General features: G+C 42.0%; 13 protein-coding genes. 5 read left to right on the forward strand and 8 right to left on the reverse strand.

What is annotated here, in order from left to right; translation table 11 throughout:
• Positions 1-243: 243 nt before the first annotated feature.
• The 3 genes from NSTC731_RS22365 to NSTC731_RS22375 form a co-directional block, all read right to left on the reverse strand.
• The gene (locus NSTC731_RS22365; protein ID WP_445626845.1) at positions 244-786 is read right to left on the reverse strand and encodes a hypothetical protein; all 543 of its coding nucleotides are present in this window, start codon (positions 784-786) and stop codon (positions 244-246) included.
• A gap of 290 nt (positions 787-1,076) precedes the next feature.
• Positions 1,077-1,835 carry an isoprenyl transferase gene (locus NSTC731_RS22370; RefSeq protein ID WP_445626846.1) on the reverse strand — a complete coding sequence of 253 codons (759 nt, stop codon included), beginning with the start codon at positions 1,833-1,835 and terminating at the stop codon, positions 1,077-1,079.
• Positions 1,836-2,000: 165 nt separating this feature from the next.
• Positions 2,001-2,951 (reverse strand): ferritin-like domain-containing protein, encoded by a 951-nt coding sequence (locus tag NSTC731_RS22375; protein ID WP_445626847.1) that lies wholly within the window; start codon positions 2,949-2,951, stop codon positions 2,001-2,003.
• 199 nt (positions 2,952-3,150) lie between these two features.
• On the opposite strand from NSTC731_RS22375, the gene NSTC731_RS22380 reads away from it, so the two are divergent.
• Positions 3,151-3,414, forward strand: coding sequence for a hypothetical protein (locus tag NSTC731_RS22380; RefSeq protein WP_445626848.1), 264 nt, complete (start codon positions 3,151-3,153; stop codon positions 3,412-3,414).
• Between the two features lie 439 nt (positions 3,415-3,853).
• Positions 3,854-6,226 (forward strand): tetratricopeptide repeat protein, encoded by a 2,373-nt coding sequence (locus tag NSTC731_RS22385; protein WP_445626849.1) that lies wholly within the window; start codon positions 3,854-3,856, stop codon positions 6,224-6,226.
• 217 nt (positions 6,227-6,443) lie between these two features.
• Here NSTC731_RS22385 and NSTC731_RS22390 read toward each other — a convergent pair whose 3' ends face one another.
• A complete protein-coding gene (locus tag NSTC731_RS22390; RefSeq protein WP_445626850.1) occupies positions 6,444-7,832 on the reverse strand; it encodes a hypothetical protein in 1,389 nt (462 codons plus the stop codon).
• Here NSTC731_RS22390 and NSTC731_RS22395 point away from each other — a divergent pair.
• Positions 7,831-8,013, forward strand: a complete 183-nt coding sequence (locus NSTC731_RS22395; RefSeq protein ID WP_445626851.1) for a hypothetical protein — start codon at positions 7,831-7,833, stop codon at positions 8,011-8,013. The two genes, NSTC731_RS22390 and NSTC731_RS22395, sit on opposite strands and share 2 nt — an antisense overlap.
• Before the next feature lie 188 nt (positions 8,014-8,201).
• Positions 8,202-8,933 carry a Uma2 family endonuclease gene (locus tag NSTC731_RS22400; protein ID WP_445626852.1) on the forward strand — a complete coding sequence of 244 codons (732 nt, stop codon included), beginning with the start codon at positions 8,202-8,204 and terminating at the stop codon, positions 8,931-8,933.
• 417 nt (positions 8,934-9,350) lie between these two features.
• Here the strand turns inward: NSTC731_RS22400 and NSTC731_RS22405 are convergent, their stop codons facing one another.
• The 3 genes from NSTC731_RS22405 to NSTC731_RS22415 all read right to left on the reverse strand — a co-directional run bounded on the left by NSTC731_RS22405 (position 9,351) and on the right by NSTC731_RS22415 (position 13,596).
• Positions 9,351-11,342, reverse strand: a complete 1,992-nt coding sequence (locus NSTC731_RS22405) for an ATP-binding protein (RefSeq protein WP_445626853.1) — start codon at positions 11,340-11,342, stop codon at positions 9,351-9,353.
• Complete coding sequence (locus NSTC731_RS22410; protein ID WP_445626854.1) at positions 11,339-12,613, reverse strand: DUF4255 domain-containing protein; 1,275 nt, start codon at positions 12,611-12,613, stop codon at positions 11,339-11,341. Before NSTC731_RS22410 ends, NSTC731_RS22405 begins: the two co-directional genes overlap by 4 nt.
• A gap of 551 nt (positions 12,614-13,164) precedes the next feature.
• Entirely contained in the window at positions 13,165-13,596 is a 432-nt protein-coding gene (locus NSTC731_RS22415) for an EamA family transporter (RefSeq protein ID WP_445626855.1), read from the reverse strand.
• 510 nt (positions 13,597-14,106) lie between these two features.
• Between NSTC731_RS22415 and NSTC731_RS22420 the strand changes: the two genes are divergently transcribed.
• Positions 14,107-16,017, forward strand: a complete 1,911-nt coding sequence (locus NSTC731_RS22420; RefSeq protein WP_445626856.1) for a serine/threonine protein kinase — start codon at positions 14,107-14,109, stop codon at positions 16,015-16,017.
• A 291-nt stretch (positions 16,018-16,308) separates the two neighbouring features.
• On the opposite strand, the gene NSTC731_RS22425 is transcribed toward NSTC731_RS22420, so the two are convergent.
• Positions 16,309-17,907, reverse strand: a complete 1,599-nt coding sequence (locus NSTC731_RS22425; protein ID WP_445626857.1) for a peptide ligase PGM1-related protein — start codon at positions 17,905-17,907, stop codon at positions 16,309-16,311.
• Between the last annotated feature and the right edge of the window lie 499 nt (positions 17,908-18,406).

The following is an 18,406-nucleotide window of genomic DNA, read 5'->3' on the forward strand; positions in this document are numbered from 1 at the left end:
ATTTTCTCTGTTCAAAAATAAAATCGAATTGCTATTTTGATAAAACAATAATTACATAAGTCTCATTTTGTGATAATGAATATAAATATTGAGCCGAGGATTTCGGTTCAATACCTACCAGAGAAGAATTACTAAAAAAATTAAGAGACCGCGATCGCTGCTCAATTTAGGTGCAGGCTAAAATCGGCGCAAAAAATAGCACATTATAGCACACAATTTCTCCAATTGAGATATTTTAAGTATTCAATCCCACCAATAACAAACAATGACCGCATCAGAATACCGATGAACATCTTCACCTGATAGCGCCCCTTCCAGTCTAGTTCTCAGTCGGCGCTTCAGGCGCAAACCGTAGTCTTCATTCGTGCTATCACTTATCTCTACTGAGTCAGCCCGCCATTTTTTGCCCAAGTCTAAAAGCTCTGACACTTTTGTGTCTTGGTTCTCTGTCAGAATGTATAGTGTATCGGCAGGATAGGCAATAAAATGGATGATGCTGCTTTCAGGCATGGGACGATAATTTGCCATTGCAAGTAGGGTATCGACCATACCACCAAAACTTAAACCGTTTTCATCTGGTGCAAAGATTGGTTTTGTGAACAGAAAGCTTGACCATAAATTTCTGTGGTTGGAAAGGTCAGTAATTACTTCTTCGCCATCAAACTCATTGAACCGACGCTGCCAAACCAAGCCAGCGAAGAGTTCTTGGGGAGAATAGGATTCCGCAATCGATTGGATTTTGCCTAAATCAAGCATCACATTTACGGTAAGTAATATTTTTAACAAAACATTTGTAACTACCCTTGCAGTTTATTTACCCAGTGCCTGCTATTCTTATAGTTACTTCGGTCTGTCATAGCAGATAGATTATCCTCGATAATGTTTTATTTGTGAGCGCTCATATACCATCGTGGTAATGTGGGTGCTTTTACTTTATCAATAAAGGCAGAAGGCAGAAGAAGAGGGGAAAAGGGAAAAGGTTAAAGGGAAAAGGATAGATATTCTCCTTTCCCTCTTCCCCTTTCCCCCTTCCCCTTTACCCTGCCTTCTTCAGGTGATGTCTGGTGTTTGGTACATTAAGCTGATAATGAAGCTTTAACTTGACCAAAACGGCGATCGCGATTTTGATAGCTCAACAAAGCTTGATGAAATGCTTCTCGATTAAAATCTGGCCAAAGAATATCGGTGAAATACATCTCTGTATACGCCATTTGCCACAAGAGGAAATTACTCAATCGCATCTCACCACTGGTACGTATCAGCAAATCGGGTTCTGGAGTATCTGCTGTGTAGAGATGTTGTTCTACAAGACTTTCATTCACTTCTTGGGCGCTAAGTTTGCCCTGTTCCACGAGTTGAGCTACTTGACGACAAACTCTGGTAATTTCGTTGCGGCTACCATAGTTGACTGCAACAGTAAAGTGGATTGCTTGATTGTTCAACGTTTCTATCATTGAACGTTCCATTTCTGTCTGTAAAGACTTAGGTAAAGCCGATAAATCTCCAATAAACGAGATTCGTACACCTTCTTGATGCATCTGAGCTAACTCGCGGTGTAGTAATCGCTCAAACAAATGCATCAGAAAATCTACTTCTTCAACAGGACGCTGCCAATTTTCTGTTGAGAAAGCATAGGCTGTCAACGCTTTGATTCCCCAATCTTTGCAGCAACGCAATAGTTCTTTGAGCGTTTTTGCTCCTTGGCGATGTCCAGCAATGCGCGGTAATCCTCGACTGGTTGCCCATCGGCCGTTACCATCCATGATGACGGCGATATGTTGGGGGATTTTTTGGGGGTTTAAATCGATGGGTAGTTTTGATTTGTCATTTGTCATTTGTCATTTGTCCTTTGTCACTTGTACTGAGTTTCGACTGCGCTCAACTACCGCGAAGTCGTTGGCGCAGCCTCTCGTAGAGAAGTATTTGTCATTTGTACTGAGTTTCGACTGCGCTCAACTACCGCGAAGTCGTTGGCGCAGCCTCTCGTAGAGAAGTATTTGTCATTTGTTTTTACTAATGTCTAATTCAAATAAATTTTGTAAGTACTCTGGTGTGAGGGTGTTGTTCCAACTCCACAAGCGATGCATTGTGTAAGTGAAGGTAAATAGGAGAGTTATTTTGTTGGTTAATGACCAAGCATCCCAGTTGAGGATACCCATCATGCGGCGAAGAGTACGCATGAGGTTGTTACGCTGATAGTTTGGCGATCGCGTTTTGATTAGCGTCCGTCCAATTCGCATCAACCCAGTATCAGGGAAAGCCCAGACTCCAAACCCCCAGAATTTGGTCATGTGGTTGATTTCATCCTGCGCTAGTTCCTCTAAAACATCCTGGAGTGCGCCTGTGGTGTGAGCCATCAACCAAATATAAAGACAGGTAGCACCGTATTCTGTGGCAATGCGGTGTAAGCCGTGGCGATATAAGTCTTCTTTGGCGTCATCTGTAGGGAGATAGCCTCTAACTGTCCGAAGTTTTGGGGTAATTTTCTCGCCTGTTAATTGGGTGTAGACTTTGATTAATGCGGGTGTGTGTTGACGTTCTTCCTTTTCCCACAAACCAAGTTTCAGCAATTCCCCATCTTCACCGACTGTTCCACCAACAAACCGAGCCATCTGAGGATGCAATTTTTCTAAATACTGCCGACTGGTTTGGGTATAACCGCGAATGGGTGCTTCTGTGTCCATCGCACCTATTAATATAGATAGAAATACATTTGCGTCTAAGCCGATAATTTGATTGCGGTTAATCGTCTGCCAATCGATGGGTTTCCAGGGACGCGGTTGGGGATTGGCAAACTGTATCGGTAAATCTTGCAAGCGATCGTGTAGTTGTTCGACTGCAATATATTTGTTTATGAGTGAACGAATGCGGCGCTGTGTTTGTAGGTAGTGAGGACTGGGATAGCTTTTACCTGCTAAGTCTTCTCTAACTGGGCTGAGAGTATTAAGCATTTTTTTATACTTTAATTTTTATCTCTATGCCCAATAGCCTAAGCGATCGCACTATCGTTTGTCAGTCGGCTGAAGTCGGCAGTTTTATCTGATGGAGTTGGGAGAAGTCGGGGAAAAAGTTGGATGAAATTGCCACATTCTATTTCAGAAATGATTTATATATTAGTGACAGAGTGATGATAAGTGAGAAAACAATGCTATGAAGTTATATTTTAAGCATGAGGCTGAATCTGACTTAGAAATGGGGATTGCTTATTTAGAATTTGATGGTGATTCGGCCTCTAGGCAAGTTGAGATTTATGGGGATAAATGGTTTTTATCTAACAAAGTTTATCATCCACAAACTGGAGGAATGGCCTTGTGCGATCAACCATTATCAGAAACTGGCTTAGGAACAAAACATGAAATATCACAAAGTGAGTTTGAGCTTGTTTGGAGTGAAGCTCTTAAAAAGAGTATGTGAAAGAACTAAAAGTTGTTGTCCAAATAGCAATACTTTTAAAGCACTAAATCAGTTTTGCTCTGGGCAATGCAATCGCCCCCTCAATCTTCTGGTAGTTCCCCAAATTGTTGACGATAACGCTCAAGTTGTTTTTGTGCTAATTCTAACTGTTCTTCTGAAGTTTGATTTAGTTCTGACATTTTACGCTCAAACTTTCCCAAACTAAAGAATCTAGTTTATATGCAGAACAATTTGTATGTTTTTCAACACCAATTGTGCAACTTCTTTCCCATTTTGGCACGGTGACACTTAGAAGATTTTCGCTAGAGGCTTCCAGCCAATGTCGGAAAAGTCGGGAAAAAAGTCGGGTTTACAGAATCTTATCCAAAAACTCCAGCAATATAACTGTAAAGTAATTTATAGTTGTCCTTAAAATCTGAACTAGCCTTGTCGTTACCCAATGGACGCTGAAGCAGCATTAGCATGGTTAGACGCCATAATTCCCCCTCAGACTGGGGAACGGTTGAGCGATTTGCAAAAAGTGATTCTTGTGCAAGTTTGGTTGGGTAGAAAATACTTGGATATCGCTCATGCTTACGGTTGTACGGAAGGACACGCTAAGGATGCTGGTTCTCAGTTATGGAAGTTGCTTTCTAAAGTATTGCGAGAAAAAATAACCAAAAGTAATTGTCGCGCTACTTTGGAACGGGTTCTGAGAAAAACTACTGCTATATCATCAAGTCTGATTGATTACTCGCGATCGCCCCAACCCACCCCAAAATTAGAGGATACCAATTTTATTGGCCGAACAGAAGCGATCGCTCACCTAAATACTTTGGTAAATCAAGGTTCAAAAGTCATTGTCATTCAAGGTGAAGGCGGTTTAGGCAAAACTACTCTAGCGCAGCAATATCTCCATCAAGAGTTTGATTTGGTTTTGGAACTGCTGATGGCGAAGGAAACGCAGAATATCACCCCTGCTGAACGAGTTGTAGAGGAATGGCTTAAACAAGATTTTGACGAAGAACCTGGGGTAGAATTTGGGGTAACTTTGGCGCGACTCAAGCGCCAACTCCACAATCGGCGGATTGGGGTGTTAATTGATAATCTCGAACCTGCATTAGATCGACAAGGTGGGTTAATTGCTTCTCACCGCAACTATGTAGAACTATTGCGGATTTTAGCTGATGCCAAAGTGCAATCTGTTACCTTGATTACTAGCCGCGATCGCCTTTGTGAACCGGGGTTAAATGTGAATCACTATCGGCTTCCTGGTTTAGATGAAAGCGTATGGCAACAGTTTTTTAGTAGCCGTGGATTAGCCATCGACTCACCAATCTTGCAAATCATGCATCGCACTTATGGCGGTAATGCGAAAGCAATGGGGATTCTCTGTGGTTCGATTCAGGAGGATTTTGATGGTGATATGGCTCTTTATTGGCAAGAAAATCATGCCGATCCTTTAGCCGCAACCGATTTAAAAAATTTAGCCGTTAGTCAAATCAATCGTCTGCAAGCCCTCGATCCCGAAGCGTATCGCTTACTTTGCCGTTTGGGATGCTATCGTTACCAAGATATACCCAGCATTTCATCACAAGGATTGTTTTGTTTACTGTGGGATGTTCCAGCCGATCAACATCGCCAAATCATCGCCTCCTTGAGAAATCGGTCTTTGGTGGAGTGTGAAAAAGGTGAATATTGGCTGCATCCGGTAATTCGGAAAGAGGCGATCGCGCGTTTACGCCCCAGCAATGAATGGGAAATTGCCAACCACAAAGCCGCAGAATTTTGGACAACTAGTGTTAAACAAATTGAAACATTTAAAGATGCTTTGCAAGCTCTGGAAGCATATTATCATTATATAGAAATTCATGAATTTGAGTTAGCAGGTAAAGTCATTTTAAAAAGCCGAAATAATCAATGGCAGCAGTTTTTACCTCTTGGGAGTACATTGTATCGGATGGGTTTAATTCAACCGATACTTGCGGCAATTGAGCGAGTTGTTAACAATCTGGAAGATGACCAAAATCTCAGCGAACTTTATAATATATTGGGCGATCTATATTGGATAACAGGTAAAATTAGTCAAGCGATCGCTTGTCAAGAAAAGACTATTACACTCGCAACCCAAGCACTCAAATCACTTGTACCTCAGCCAGAAAATAAACATACAGTTTACTATCTGAGGATGCTAGAGGTAGATTCTTTATTAAGTATTGGTCTTTACAAAATAGATTTGTGGGAACTAGAGGCAGCCGCCAAGTTATTTCAACAAGTAATTTATTTAGCTCAAAATACCGAGCATCATCGCTGGGCAGAGAAAGCTTCAGTCTGTTTAGCTTTGGTGTATTCTTATTTAGGTTTGTGCGATTTATCATATCAATTAGCAGATGTAGCGTATCAAAATATTACGAACGAAAAACTGATCGAACAGACTGGCAGATTTGTTTATTTTATGCAAATTTTGGGTCAAACCTACGTCAATTTAGGCGAATTTTCTCAGGCAAATCAAATATTCCATCAAGCTTTGACTTTTGCTGAAGAAAGTCATTATATGCAAGTAAAAGCAAAAACACTCAATGGTTTAGCAGAAATCCATCGGCAACAAACAGATTTTGCATTAGCTATTGCTAATCATACAGAAGCAATTGAACTTTTGGATAAAATAGATGCTAAATGCGATTTAGCTGAAGCTTATTTTCAACTGGGTTTAACTAATCAAAAGATGTCAAAACCTGATGAAAGTCAAATAAATTTCGATCGAGCAATTCAGCTATTTACTGAAATCAAAGCACCGAAACAAGTTGAAAAAGTTTTAAAGTGTGCTAATTAAATCTGTGTCACCAGTCGCAATACTACTTGGGTTTTGGATTTTGAACTCAGAATTTGGTTTGGGGAAAAGGTTAAAGGGGAAAGGTTAAAGTTTTTTCTTTGCCTTTTCCCCAAAACCTGACAAGTATTTTCACCAGTCGGAGATTGGAAACGATGTAAAAATCTTTAATTGAGTAGACGCTTTGCAAACAAATCAAAGTAAATAATTAAAATTTAACTTAGGGACTTGGTGCAGTCCATTGAGAAGCGGTTCGATCGTACTTACCTCGTATGGTTGCAGCGCGAGGACGAGCTGCTGCTAAAGCCGCTAGTTCATCGTCTTCGGAGGTATAGTCTCCAAAATCTACACCTAATAAACCACCATTACCTAAAATCCCGATACTCTTCAAATGATCCTCAATATTATCTAAATCAAGAATGTCAGAGTCATCATTACTTAAAGTTCCCATCCACATAATCCAAATATCTTTTTCTATTTGATCGACTCCGGGCTTAGTAGGATCGTAAGCCAAAATAGAATTACCAAAGGCACTCATCGCAGTTGCTTTTTGTCTCAACTCGCTAAAGACACTTGCCATTCCATTAATGCGATCGTTCATAATATTAGTTGCTGTTAGTATATCTGCTGGCGAATATGACGATGCACCACCAGCAATTTGTACCCTAATTTCTGCAATTAATCGCTCAAGAATAACGGTATTTTTATGTAAGTTTGCTAATACTTTATTGGTTTGCAATGCACCACGATACATTGATGCAACGTGTTGCCAAATATTACTTCGCAGCATATCAGGTGAAAGACCACCAGGTTGTAAATCACTGCCTCGCGTTGTGATGGCATCTGATACAGCAAGAGCTACTGCTGAAGATGCAGCACCTTGTAAAAATGAAGAACCGGCTGCTGTACCTGCATCAGCGAGAGTGAGAGCAAACCATCCAGCAGCAGTAGAAGGAGCAATATAGGCGGCAGCAAGACCTGCTAAAACACCCGTTCCTATTCCTAAAAATATTCCTCTCCAAAGAGTTTGATTTTGTGCTTCTGCTCTTCCTTGACCAATTACTCTTGAGTAATTGCTGTAAGCCATATCGTAATTTATAGAGAAAATTTTTAATTTTGTACTGATTAAGTCAGTATTTGCTACAGATAAATCCACATAAATACTACCTAAATTATGACAAGCGTCAATTAATCTTGCATTAGCTTCCGTCAGTGGCAATTTTGACGAAAGTTCTGTTACTACTGGGTTTTTTGGCGCTCTCTGCAACACATCTCTCTGCAATACTCTACCTTTGTGTTGTACTACATGAGGCAACTGATTATTCCCTGCCGGTTTCCTTTGCCCAAAGTAAACATCGAAAGGCTTCGTTTGCACTTCTTCTTGAGTCTGTTCTTCTGGTGTCATCTGCGGTTGCATCGCAGTATTAGGCATTGACATGACTCGATTAGCCACCCTATCGGCTTCCTGCTCATACTGGTCTCCTGGTTCTCCAACCGTCAGTTTTGCTTGTGGACGACGCAACGCCATGCTACTAATGTCGTGAAGTGGCCTTTTTTTGATAGCTTGTGATTCCCAGGATTGTTCGCCAGCAGATTGTGCAGCTTGCATGTCTGTTGATACTTCAGAGGATGCTTGGATTGGAGCTTTCTTTGCGATGTCAAAGCCGCGCACTGGATTCGCCAGCGTTGGAGTTGTTGCTGAGAGCAGCGACGGATTTGAAGTGGATATACCTAGTTTCTTAGACCCAAATATGCGATCGCTCATCTCACATCCTCAAGCATATTTTTGAATCAAATTATACAATTTGTTTCGTGGCGATCGCTATCGACTTAAGTAGAAATTATTCTGTGCCAGCAGTGACTCTGTGTAAGCGAGATTTATAATTCTAGAAAGCTGGGATTAAAAGCTGGGGCGATCGCTTTTGCAGGTGAATGAATTGGGTTAAGTTAGATTTATCTTGTCAAAATAGAAATTATTATGTCTTCTGCTCAAGATTTAGGAATAATTTTAGAAGACACACCAGAAGATGTTATATTTCCCCCTGGTGATTTATACAGTGATGAACCACCTTTGGAAACAGAACTTCACTTACGGCAAATACTGCTGTTAATTCAGTGTTTGGAATGGTTGTGGCAGGAGCGTCAAGATTTTTACGCTTGCGGTAACATGACGATTTATTACAGTCCGCGTCAGCGTAAGTCCGAGCAATTTCGAGGCCCCGACTTCTTTGTAGTTTTAAATACCCAACGTAAAATACGCAAAAGCTGGGTAGTTTGGGAAGAAGATGGCAAATACCCAAATGTGATTGTAGAGATTCTTTCTGACAAAACAGCTGCTACTGATAGAGGGTTGAAAAAGGAAATCTATCAAGATATTTGGCGGACTCCTGATTATTTTTGGTTTGACCCGGTAAGTTTAGAATTTAAAGGATTTCATTTATTAGATGGCCGTTATCAAGAACTGCAAGCAAATGAAACTGGTTGGTTATGGAGTCAGCAATTGCAGTTATATTTGGGAGTTTATCAATCGAAGTTGCGCTTTTTCACTGCCGATGGACAACTGACACCCACGCCAGAAGAAGTAGCACACCAAGAACAGCAACAGCGTCAACAAGCCGAACAGCAACGCGAACAAGCCGAACAGCAACTTGCCCAAATGGAGTCTATGCTTGCTCGCTATCGGGAAAGATTTGGTGAATTACCAGAGTAATACCATTTTAGATTTTGGATTTTAGACTTCGGCTGCGCTCAGTCGAACGATTTTGGATTTGGAATTGCTTTCGTGCGTCTGGCTTGGTGTGAATCCATCTGTCGCAATCATTTTTCAAATTGGTATAATATCAAGTCCGGCTAATTAGTTATGATTCCCAAATCTATGCAAAAACCCAAAAACCCTGCCCCTCTGCCCCCCTGCTTTCTGGGGCAGGTTTTTTTGATTAGACAAATTTTTGGGATTTTAAAACCAAAACCATTGTCTGAGAACTTAAAACTACGTTCAATAATTGAGAACATTCTCAACTATTTATCGAAAGCCTAAAAGCCTGCCCTTGAAAGCTGCCCCCCTGCCCCTCTGCTGCCTTAATGATAAGTCTTTGACCGGACATAATATAAGGTCAAAATTGCAAAATTACATCCAGCCGCCAACTTCCGCATCAGTCAAGGGTTTTTCCAATTTACTATATTCTGTTTGAGCCGCTCGCAATACGTGTTTCATCTGCACTGGTTCTCCAGCATCAGCAGCGAGGAAAGCGGCATTTAAAGCTATGTTACGGATATTACCCCCAGCGACATTAAGCCGTGCTAATTGCAGAGCATTTAAATCTGCGGTTGGGGTTTCGGCTGGAAACACACGCCGCCAAATTTCGGCTCGTTGCATAGTATCCGGGAAGGGAAACTGCACTACAAAGCGAATCCGCCGCAGGAAGGCTGTATCAATTGAACTTTTCAGGTTGGTAGTCAAGACTGCTAGACCTGGGTAACTTTCCATCCGTTGCAATAAATAGCTAACTTCTATATTGGCATAGCGATCGCGGGCATCTTTAACTTCACTCCGTTTACCAAATAAAGCGTCGGCTTCATCAAATAACAAAATCACTCCGCCTTGTTCTGCGGCATCAAATACCCGGCGCAAATTCTTCTCTGTCTCGCCAATATATTTGCTGACTACCGATGATAGGTCAATCCGATAGAGGTCGAGGCGCAATTTCTGGGCCAGTACTTCTGCTCCCAAAGTTTTACCAGTGCCGCTACTACCTGCAAATAAAGCGCTGATTCCCAATCCCCTAGCACTCTTGCCCCCAAAACCCCAATTGTTATATACAGTACTACGTTGCCGCACGTGAGCCGCGATTTCCCGGAGAACTTGTTTCTGCGCCTCTGGCAATACTAAGTCATCCCAATCCCCAGATGGCTCAATTCTTTGGGCGAGTTCATCTAAGCGCGGACGTGCTTGCACGCGGCAGGCATCCCATAAAATGCTAGTGATATCGGTTTCTGGTGTTTGGGCTAATTGTCCTGCGGCTTCTGCACAAGCAGCGCGAATGGTTGCAGCACTAAGGTTAAACTGATCCACTAAGGTTTTGACTTGCCCATTCATTTGCGATGCACTCGCTCCTAATGCATCTTGCCAAACTGCACCTTGTTCTTTGCTAGTTGGTTGATGTACGTCAAAATTAACTACTAGGCGTTGTGATAAGCCGATCCGTTCCCGACTCGTGACTATTAAAAAGCCCTTTGTGCGTTCGATGAAACGAGCGATCGCATTCAGCCGCGCTGTATCATTAGTATCTAGTTCGTTGCAGTCTATGAGTAAGGCACTTTTACTTAAAATTGTCTCGCGAGTCCATAGGCGAATGAGATTATCTAACTCGCCAGGTGCTAAAGGAATGACTTGTGCAGGCATTACCCACAAGCTTAAACCCTGAAGTTGACAAACTGTGGTGGCAATGGCACGTTTACTGGCAGTTTCACCACCAGATAACTGGATGATTGGTAAGCTATTAACCTTGTAAGCTTGTGACCAAATCGCTGCGACTCGCTCTGCTAAATCTTGATGCGAAGGTACTAAATCGCTAACCTCTGGTAATGGCTCAATGATACTAGCTAGCCGTTCGTCAAGATATTGAATACCCGTGAGATAATGTAAAATCCGCTCGTCAATTCTCAAGGGACTAAGAGTTAGGGCATGACCATCACCAATTTGAATTAACCGCCAATAACGTAAGGGAGCATTTGGAGCGATCGCATCCCAATGGACGTTAGGTAAAGCTGCCAAAGCTAAACCCAAAGTTGGGTAAGCTCGTTGTGAATCGTCGTGAACGATGGCACACAATTTGGCAAAATCTCCATTTAATTCCATACCTGCACACAACAGCAACAAATTACGTTCAAAGGATGAGAGGCGAAACATTTTGCAGACTCTCTCCAATGCCGATGGTGCAGGCATAGCAGCAACAGCTTCCTGTAACGCCTGCTGTAAATGCTCTGGGTGGTTCTCTTGTGGTTGATTTTGCTCTTTTGCCGTATGATTTTCCAAAATATCACGCACTACAGCCAGAGCTGCTGATAGGTAGCGGTAGTTTGCCTCATCCCAATTGTGATTAATTGTTGTAGCATTCATAAAATTGTCACCTGTGGCGAATCATATTCCCCTAACTGATTTTTGTGAAGTGGACTTTCGGCGCCATCTACTTGCGCTCGGACAATATAAGTTCCTGGTTTGACATTTTTGATCGGAATTGCGATCGCATCAGTGTCTTGGGTAGGTGGTGCAGCCAAAAAAGAGTAAGCTACCGGATTCTCACCTGATACCTGATTGAGTAGCAAAACTACCCGCTGTTCTTTACCTACTTTCGGCTGGAATTTAACGGTAATTTCTGCTGCGCGTAAATTCTCACCGCTATTTTCTACTTGAGTGACGAATGCTGTAATTGTTGGATGTAAGACAAAAGCCGCCACGTTTGATTCAACTAGATGATTCGTTTGCTCTGCATAGCCCATTGTTAGATGTACAACTTGGACACCCTGAACGCTGGCGTATAAATCTGGGGGGACTAATAAGCTGATTTGCGTTTCTTTGACTTCTTGAGGTACTAGTAATGTTTCCGTATTACTAAAACGAACTCGTGTGATTTCACCGCGTAACCGTTTACCACGAATTACTAATTTTGTACCTGCAACAATCATTTGTTCAGTTTTAGTCTGAGCTATAACTTGCTCTATATTCGGTTGAGACAAGGGCATCATGTAGAAACCTGCTTCTTTGTCAGATTTACTACTTTCAATCAATATCATTGATGCTAAATAGGTAGCTGAAGGTCGATAGTGTGTTTGTAAAGCAGACCATAACTTAGAAGTTTCTTCCATGTTAAAAAACTCTGGAGTCAGTTTGATCTGCCCAATTTGTTCTGCTAAATCGGATACAGACACACTTGCTACGGCTTGGGAAAAAGCACTTGAGGTATTGGTTGTAGATGCATTTATCAAAGTATTTTCAATAATATCAGATGCGATCGCTGGTGTTTTGTGTAATAAATGCATTGCATAGCCGAGTAAAAGCTCTGCCTGAAAATCCTTAGCTCCGTAAGCTGTTAATAAGTAGTGAAGGTCAAGAGCTAGTGGTGGAGTCTGAGAGCGTGGGTTTCCATTAATCCGTGAGTGCCTGCTCCGAAATTCTTGAGATACCCAATCGACATTGCGGTTCTGCGTCACTTGATAGAGAAAAAGGTTTATTTGGGCACGCTCGTCAGCTTCAACTGAAATTCGATCGGGCGGTAAGGCAGTTACAATCACATCACCAACGCTAGCAGCGATCGGATCGCTGACTAAACCATTTTCCAGCAAGACTTTTAGTACTGCTGTCACTGCGGCTATAGAGAGCACATTACTCATCCTGATTCCTCATGGCAATAGCACATATTAATCATGTACGCCAGAGTACATTAATAGAATATATTTTGCAAAACTTTAAGTCCTGTTGTCGCTAAGACTATCAGTACGAACGCTTAAACATAAACCTTTATGGGATAGTAAGCTGTTACGTAAAAAGAAAAGCACATTAACTGGTGTTCGCGCAGCGTCTCCTTCAGGAGAGGTTGTTCTTTGTCAATTGTCCAAAGTCCAGTTGGTAAACACAAATGACAAATACTTCTCTACAAGAGGCTGCACTTCGACTACGCTCAGTGACCACGCCAACGGCTTCGCGGTAGTTGAATCTCGACTTCGCTCGATTACCGCGCAGTCGAAACTCAGTACAAGTGACTAATGACTAATGACGGTCTACACGGAGTTTGTGTAATATGTAGGCGCGTTAGCTTAGTTTTACTTTTTTCACTTCATCGATAATCTGTGATGTGGAAAAAGTATTTGCTAAAAAGCTAGGTTTTGTCGGATAAAGAAAACCGAGTTCTTAATTTTAGAGCGAGTCGAGCTTAATTAAGATTTTAAATGATTAAAACTAAAGTACCGATGACTACTAACCCAGTTCCTAAAACGATTTTCCAGCTTAATGTTTCTCCTAAAAAAATGACTGAAAATAATAAAACTAATACCAAGCTTGATTTATCAATTGGTGCAACAAGGGAAGCTTTTCCTGCTTGTAAGGCTTGGAAGTAAAAAATCCATGATAACCCTGTAGATACTCCAGATAATAATAAGAAAATTATGGTTTTTTGGGGTAAAGCTAAGATATTAACTACGTTCCCCTGAAAAAATACAATCCCCCAAGCAACTACTAAAATGACAACAGTTCGGATTGCTGTTGCTAAATTAGCATTCACATTTTCTATCCCAATTTTGGCAAAGATAGTTGTCAATGCTGCAAAGCTAGCTGACAATAATGCATATATCCACCATGTTGTGGTGTTGCTTTCCATCTTAGCCTCCTAATTAGCCGGTCAAAATTAGCAGTGTAATTTAATCAGAGTCTTAAATTCAATTACTTGTCTGTAAAGTTTGACTTGCTAGACAACACGGCGTAAATAAACCACCCATTCAAAATAAATGAAACTCTTATGCTGTATTAATTCTGAATTTTGAATGCGTGAATTTTGAATTTTGCCTTGCGGCACTAGGTTCGTAGTTTGCGCTCTACCGTTTGACTCTTTTAGTCACTCAGTACTACTGAAGCAACGATTATCGGCGAACTTGCGCTAACTTAATATCAGGAACAAATTTCAACTGCTATTAGGTCTAAAGTTTAAACATTTTATCAAATTTATCATATTACTTTAAGTTATTAATATGTTAAGCTGAGTATAATTAGATAACTACTAGTAGTATATATTACTAATATTCATCTAAGTTATGAAGCAATCATATTTGTAATACTAGTATTATCTCTGAATAAAGTTAACACTTAAAGTAACTAGGATGGGTTGCCCCAGATGAAATCCCCACCTTCTTCAAATTCTTGGAATGGTCGCTTCGTCGGTGATAACCAGCGATACCGTTTAGACAGACGGTTAGGCGGGGGTGGCATGGGAGAAGTTTTCCTAGCAACGGACACCCGTGTTGGTCAGCAGGTAGCGTTGAAGTTGCTCAAAGATACGCTAGTGGCATCACTGGAAATGAGAAAGCGTTTTGAACGGGAGGTGGCAGTTTGTGCTGCTTTGCAAAGCGACCATATTGTTAAGATTAGTGACTGTGGTGTAACCCCGGAAGGTTTTCCATTTTACGTCATGGAATATTTGCGGGGGCAAACGCTCAGGCAATTACTGCTGCGCGAAAAGCGGCTGTCTGTTGAGCGGACGGTAAAGATTATGGCGCAAGTTTGTAAAGGTTTACAGCTTGCCCATCAAGGAGTGACTCTCCAACGGGATGGCGGCAAAACTACTGAACATATTCAGGTAGTTCATCGCGACCTGAAACCAGATAATATATTTTTGATGCCCACAGATTTAGGAGAATGGGTGAAGGTTTTGGATTTTGGTGTTGCCAAAATTCGTAGTGAATCTTCAGAAAATTCCAATATTACAAATATAACTAGTACATTTATCGGGACATTTCGTTACGCACCTCCCGAACAAATCCAAAGCGATCGCAACCTGGATGCTAGAGGTGATATTTACAGCTTAGGGATTATCCTTTATGAAATGCTGAGTGCAGCCGACCCCTTTGGAATCAGCATTAAGGGTAGTCATGTGAGTGAGGCTTCTTGGGTATTAGCTCATGCTTACGAGCCACCAAAACCACTGCGCGAGCAACCAGGGTGTGAGCATTTACCCGAACAATTAGAAGCCGTGGTAATGAAATGCCTCCAAAAAAACCCAGCCAACCGATTTGCAACGGTAGAAGAACTAAATCAAGCTTTGCAAGCTGCTGCCAAATTTGCTACCGAATCTAGCGTACCCGGAGAAATTACTGGGCGATCGCAACCTTCTTCAAATCTTGGCTCAAATTACGAAACCGTTCCCAGACAATCAAACGACGATACTGTTATTCGCCCTCCATCTGGTTTCAATCAAGGTTCAAATCACGAAACGATTCCCAGACAATCAAACGACGACACGATTCTGCGTCCTCCATCTGGTTTCAATCAAGGTTCAAACCACGAAACTGTTTCCAGACAATCAAACGACGATACCGTTATTCGCCCTCCATCTGGTTTCAATCAAGGTTCAAATCACGAAACCGTTCCCAGACCATTTAACCCGATTAAGCAAAACCAATCTGAGCAAATCGTTCCTCCCATTCAGGCAGGACACAACCAAGGCTCAAATCACGAAACCGTTCCCAGACCATTTAACCCAGTTGAGCAAAATCAACAGAATCCTGTGAATAATCCGAACGCCAGCAAACCTGATGTGACGTTATATCAACCACGACCAGGAGCCGATCGAGGTGGTCAACAAGTACCAGCAGATAAGACGTTGTTTCAACCACGACCAGGATCTAATCAAAGCGGTCAACAAGTATCACCAGATAAAACGTTGTTTCAACCACGACCAGGATCTAATCAAAATAGACCACCAGTTCCACCAGATAAGACGTTGTTTCAGCCGCGACCAGGATCGAATCAAAGTAGACCGCCAGTGCAACCAGATGTGACGTTGTATCAGCCACGACCTGCGTCTAATCAAAGCAGAACACAAACACGAACGGATGATACTATTTACCAACCAAGGCTAAGTGAGCAGCTAACTACGAGAATTACTCCCAATTTCTTGCGAATCGTAGGCGTGGTGTTGGCTATTGGGCTAACTTTAGCCGTAGTAACCTATATATATACGCAATTGCAATCTGGTAAACTGCAAAACAACCAGCAAAATTTACCTAACAGCGATCGGCCCATTTAGAACTAATCGGCGGGGCACAACAGATGCCCCTAACTGCACGCTTTGTGGATTTCTAACTCGGAATTGGATTGGGTAAAGGTTAAAGGTTTTTTCTTTCCCCTTTCCCCCGCCCCTTATCCCAACAAATGACAAATGACAAATACTTCGACTCCCAACTCTTGGAGAGGCTGCGCCCGAAGCGTAGCTATGCCGCAGGCTTTACGACTACGCTCAGGGCAAGTCGCTCAGTACAAGTGACTAATGACTAATGACGGTCTACACGGAGTTTGTGCAATATGTAGGCGCGTTAGCTTATAATTCATCCCAAACTACAGGAAAGGAATAATCTGAAAACGCCGAGAAATCACAATTGTCGTTGCGGGTTTCTTCATCGAGAACTTTGACAACTTTGTTATAAATATCTCGTGCTTGTTGCGGTGAATCACCGATGCTGGTTAATCCCACCTTGCCAAACTGCGAAAGGCAGCCCATAAGATGAAAGACTGTACCTGTCTCTGTACCGCTGTCAAAGTGCAGTCTGTGGTGAGCAATGATATCCATTAAATCATTGGGTAATAATCCCTGATAGCGCTCTTTTTGCAGATTATCAGTGGCAACATAGTATTTTGGACGACCTTGTTGACTATAAAATAAACCCGTGGAAAGGTCATAGCGACCGTTCGTTAATAATTTCAAGGTCATGAATGGATGCGTTGTACCGCCTTTACGCAGGTTAATTTCGATCGCCTGAATATCCCAGTCTCCATTACCCTTGTCAACGGCGATAAAATCTACACCAAACCGCTCTAAAGTGCCTTTATCTGCTAGCTTTCTGCCAACTTGAAGTCCCAATTGCTGTAATTGCAATCGATATCTTTCATCAGCAGGAAAGCTGCAACCAAGATAAATCTGACCGTCTGGGCCTCCGAGAATTTGGTCGTGAGTTGAAAGGATTTCCACTTCGCCTTGGGGCGTGATCCGTCCTTGAACGCTGGGCGATCGCTTAATTTCCCCTTCCACGAATGCTTCAGCGATTGCCCCTAACTCAGGCATTTTTCCCAAAAAACTATCCCAAGTCTCTTGTTTTGCTTGAAAGCGCATCGTTGATAAGCGATCGCTAATTGCTGCTATCCTTTCGGCATGAGTACCAGTGTTTGGTGCTAAATTCTCAATCGGTCTGAGATCCAACAATGCATTCCCCTCTCCAGAAATGCCCTCGTTAAGTTTTACTACTACCCGTTTTAATGTTGGTTGGCGTTCCCACAAATCAACGGTAGCTTCTGTCAAATCTTTGTGGTTCCAAACTTTTTCGCTGCCATCTGGATGCGGTACTCCGCTTTCCTTGAAGATTTCCCGACTGCCACTTTTTGTTCCCCAAATCTGTAAATCTGGTGCAGCCGCATACAGTGGTACACCCAATTTTAAAGACAATTCGCCTTCCCAGTGCGAAGAGTTGTAGCAGATCATAAATGATTTGTCTAGCCTCAAAGATTTCTGAATTCGCTCTAGCAAACGTGGGCGTTCTAAAATCTTTTGGCTTAGAGGCTTAAAAGAGGAATCGTAAGTAGAAAGTAACAGCAAGCGATTGCGAGCATGAGAAAAGGGAATTCCTGGCAACAATTGCAGATAATAATCAATGATACTCGGATGCAGCGGTACTGATGTTACATAAATCAGTCGAGTTCGGGGATTCCGCAACCGAATTAAGGAAAATAGTAATCTTTCTTCATAATGTTCGCAGCCTTCAATCTTTTGGAGTTCTCCCTGGTCAAGACTCAAGGAGGGAATAATTAAAATATCCGCTTCACTATTGTCAAATATTTCGCTCGTTTTCCAGCGATCGCGCAGGGTTAATTGTAAGTGGCGAAACTTTTCAACCTGTTCTAACTCGGAAATATTTAATGTTGCCATAACCCATGCCCTCTAATAATCTCAATGTAGCGCACCACGCACCCTTTTGGACGATGTATAGTTGCCGTGTCAAGATTCAGGTAGTTTTGTAAAAAATTTCCGGAAGTCCGCAAGGAGCGATCGAGCTATAGCAACTCGGAAATCGCTGACTTTTTTAATTTCTTTTCCCTCTTAAGGTTGAGCTAATTGCAGCTTAGTTTACCTCTAGAGGGCGATAAAGTAGAGCAACATAATAGTTAATTTGAAAGCAGGTGAAAAAGAGAAATTCTTCATCGCATCGCAGTTGTGTACTTATTTCATGGTCAAGCGTGAGGATAAATAATGTAAGTCGCGTACAGTTGCTAGGAATAAGTCAGTTTGGCAAACATCCAGGATAGAAATGCCTAAAATTGCGAATGGCTAGTGAGAGCCAAAGCCAAAAATAAACCTTGGGTTGAATTTTCGATCCAAGGTTTAGTTATGAAATAGGGAATAGGAGAAAGATGGAGTATAACGAGTG

This window comes from Nostoc sp. DSM 114167 (assembly GCF_052692655.1).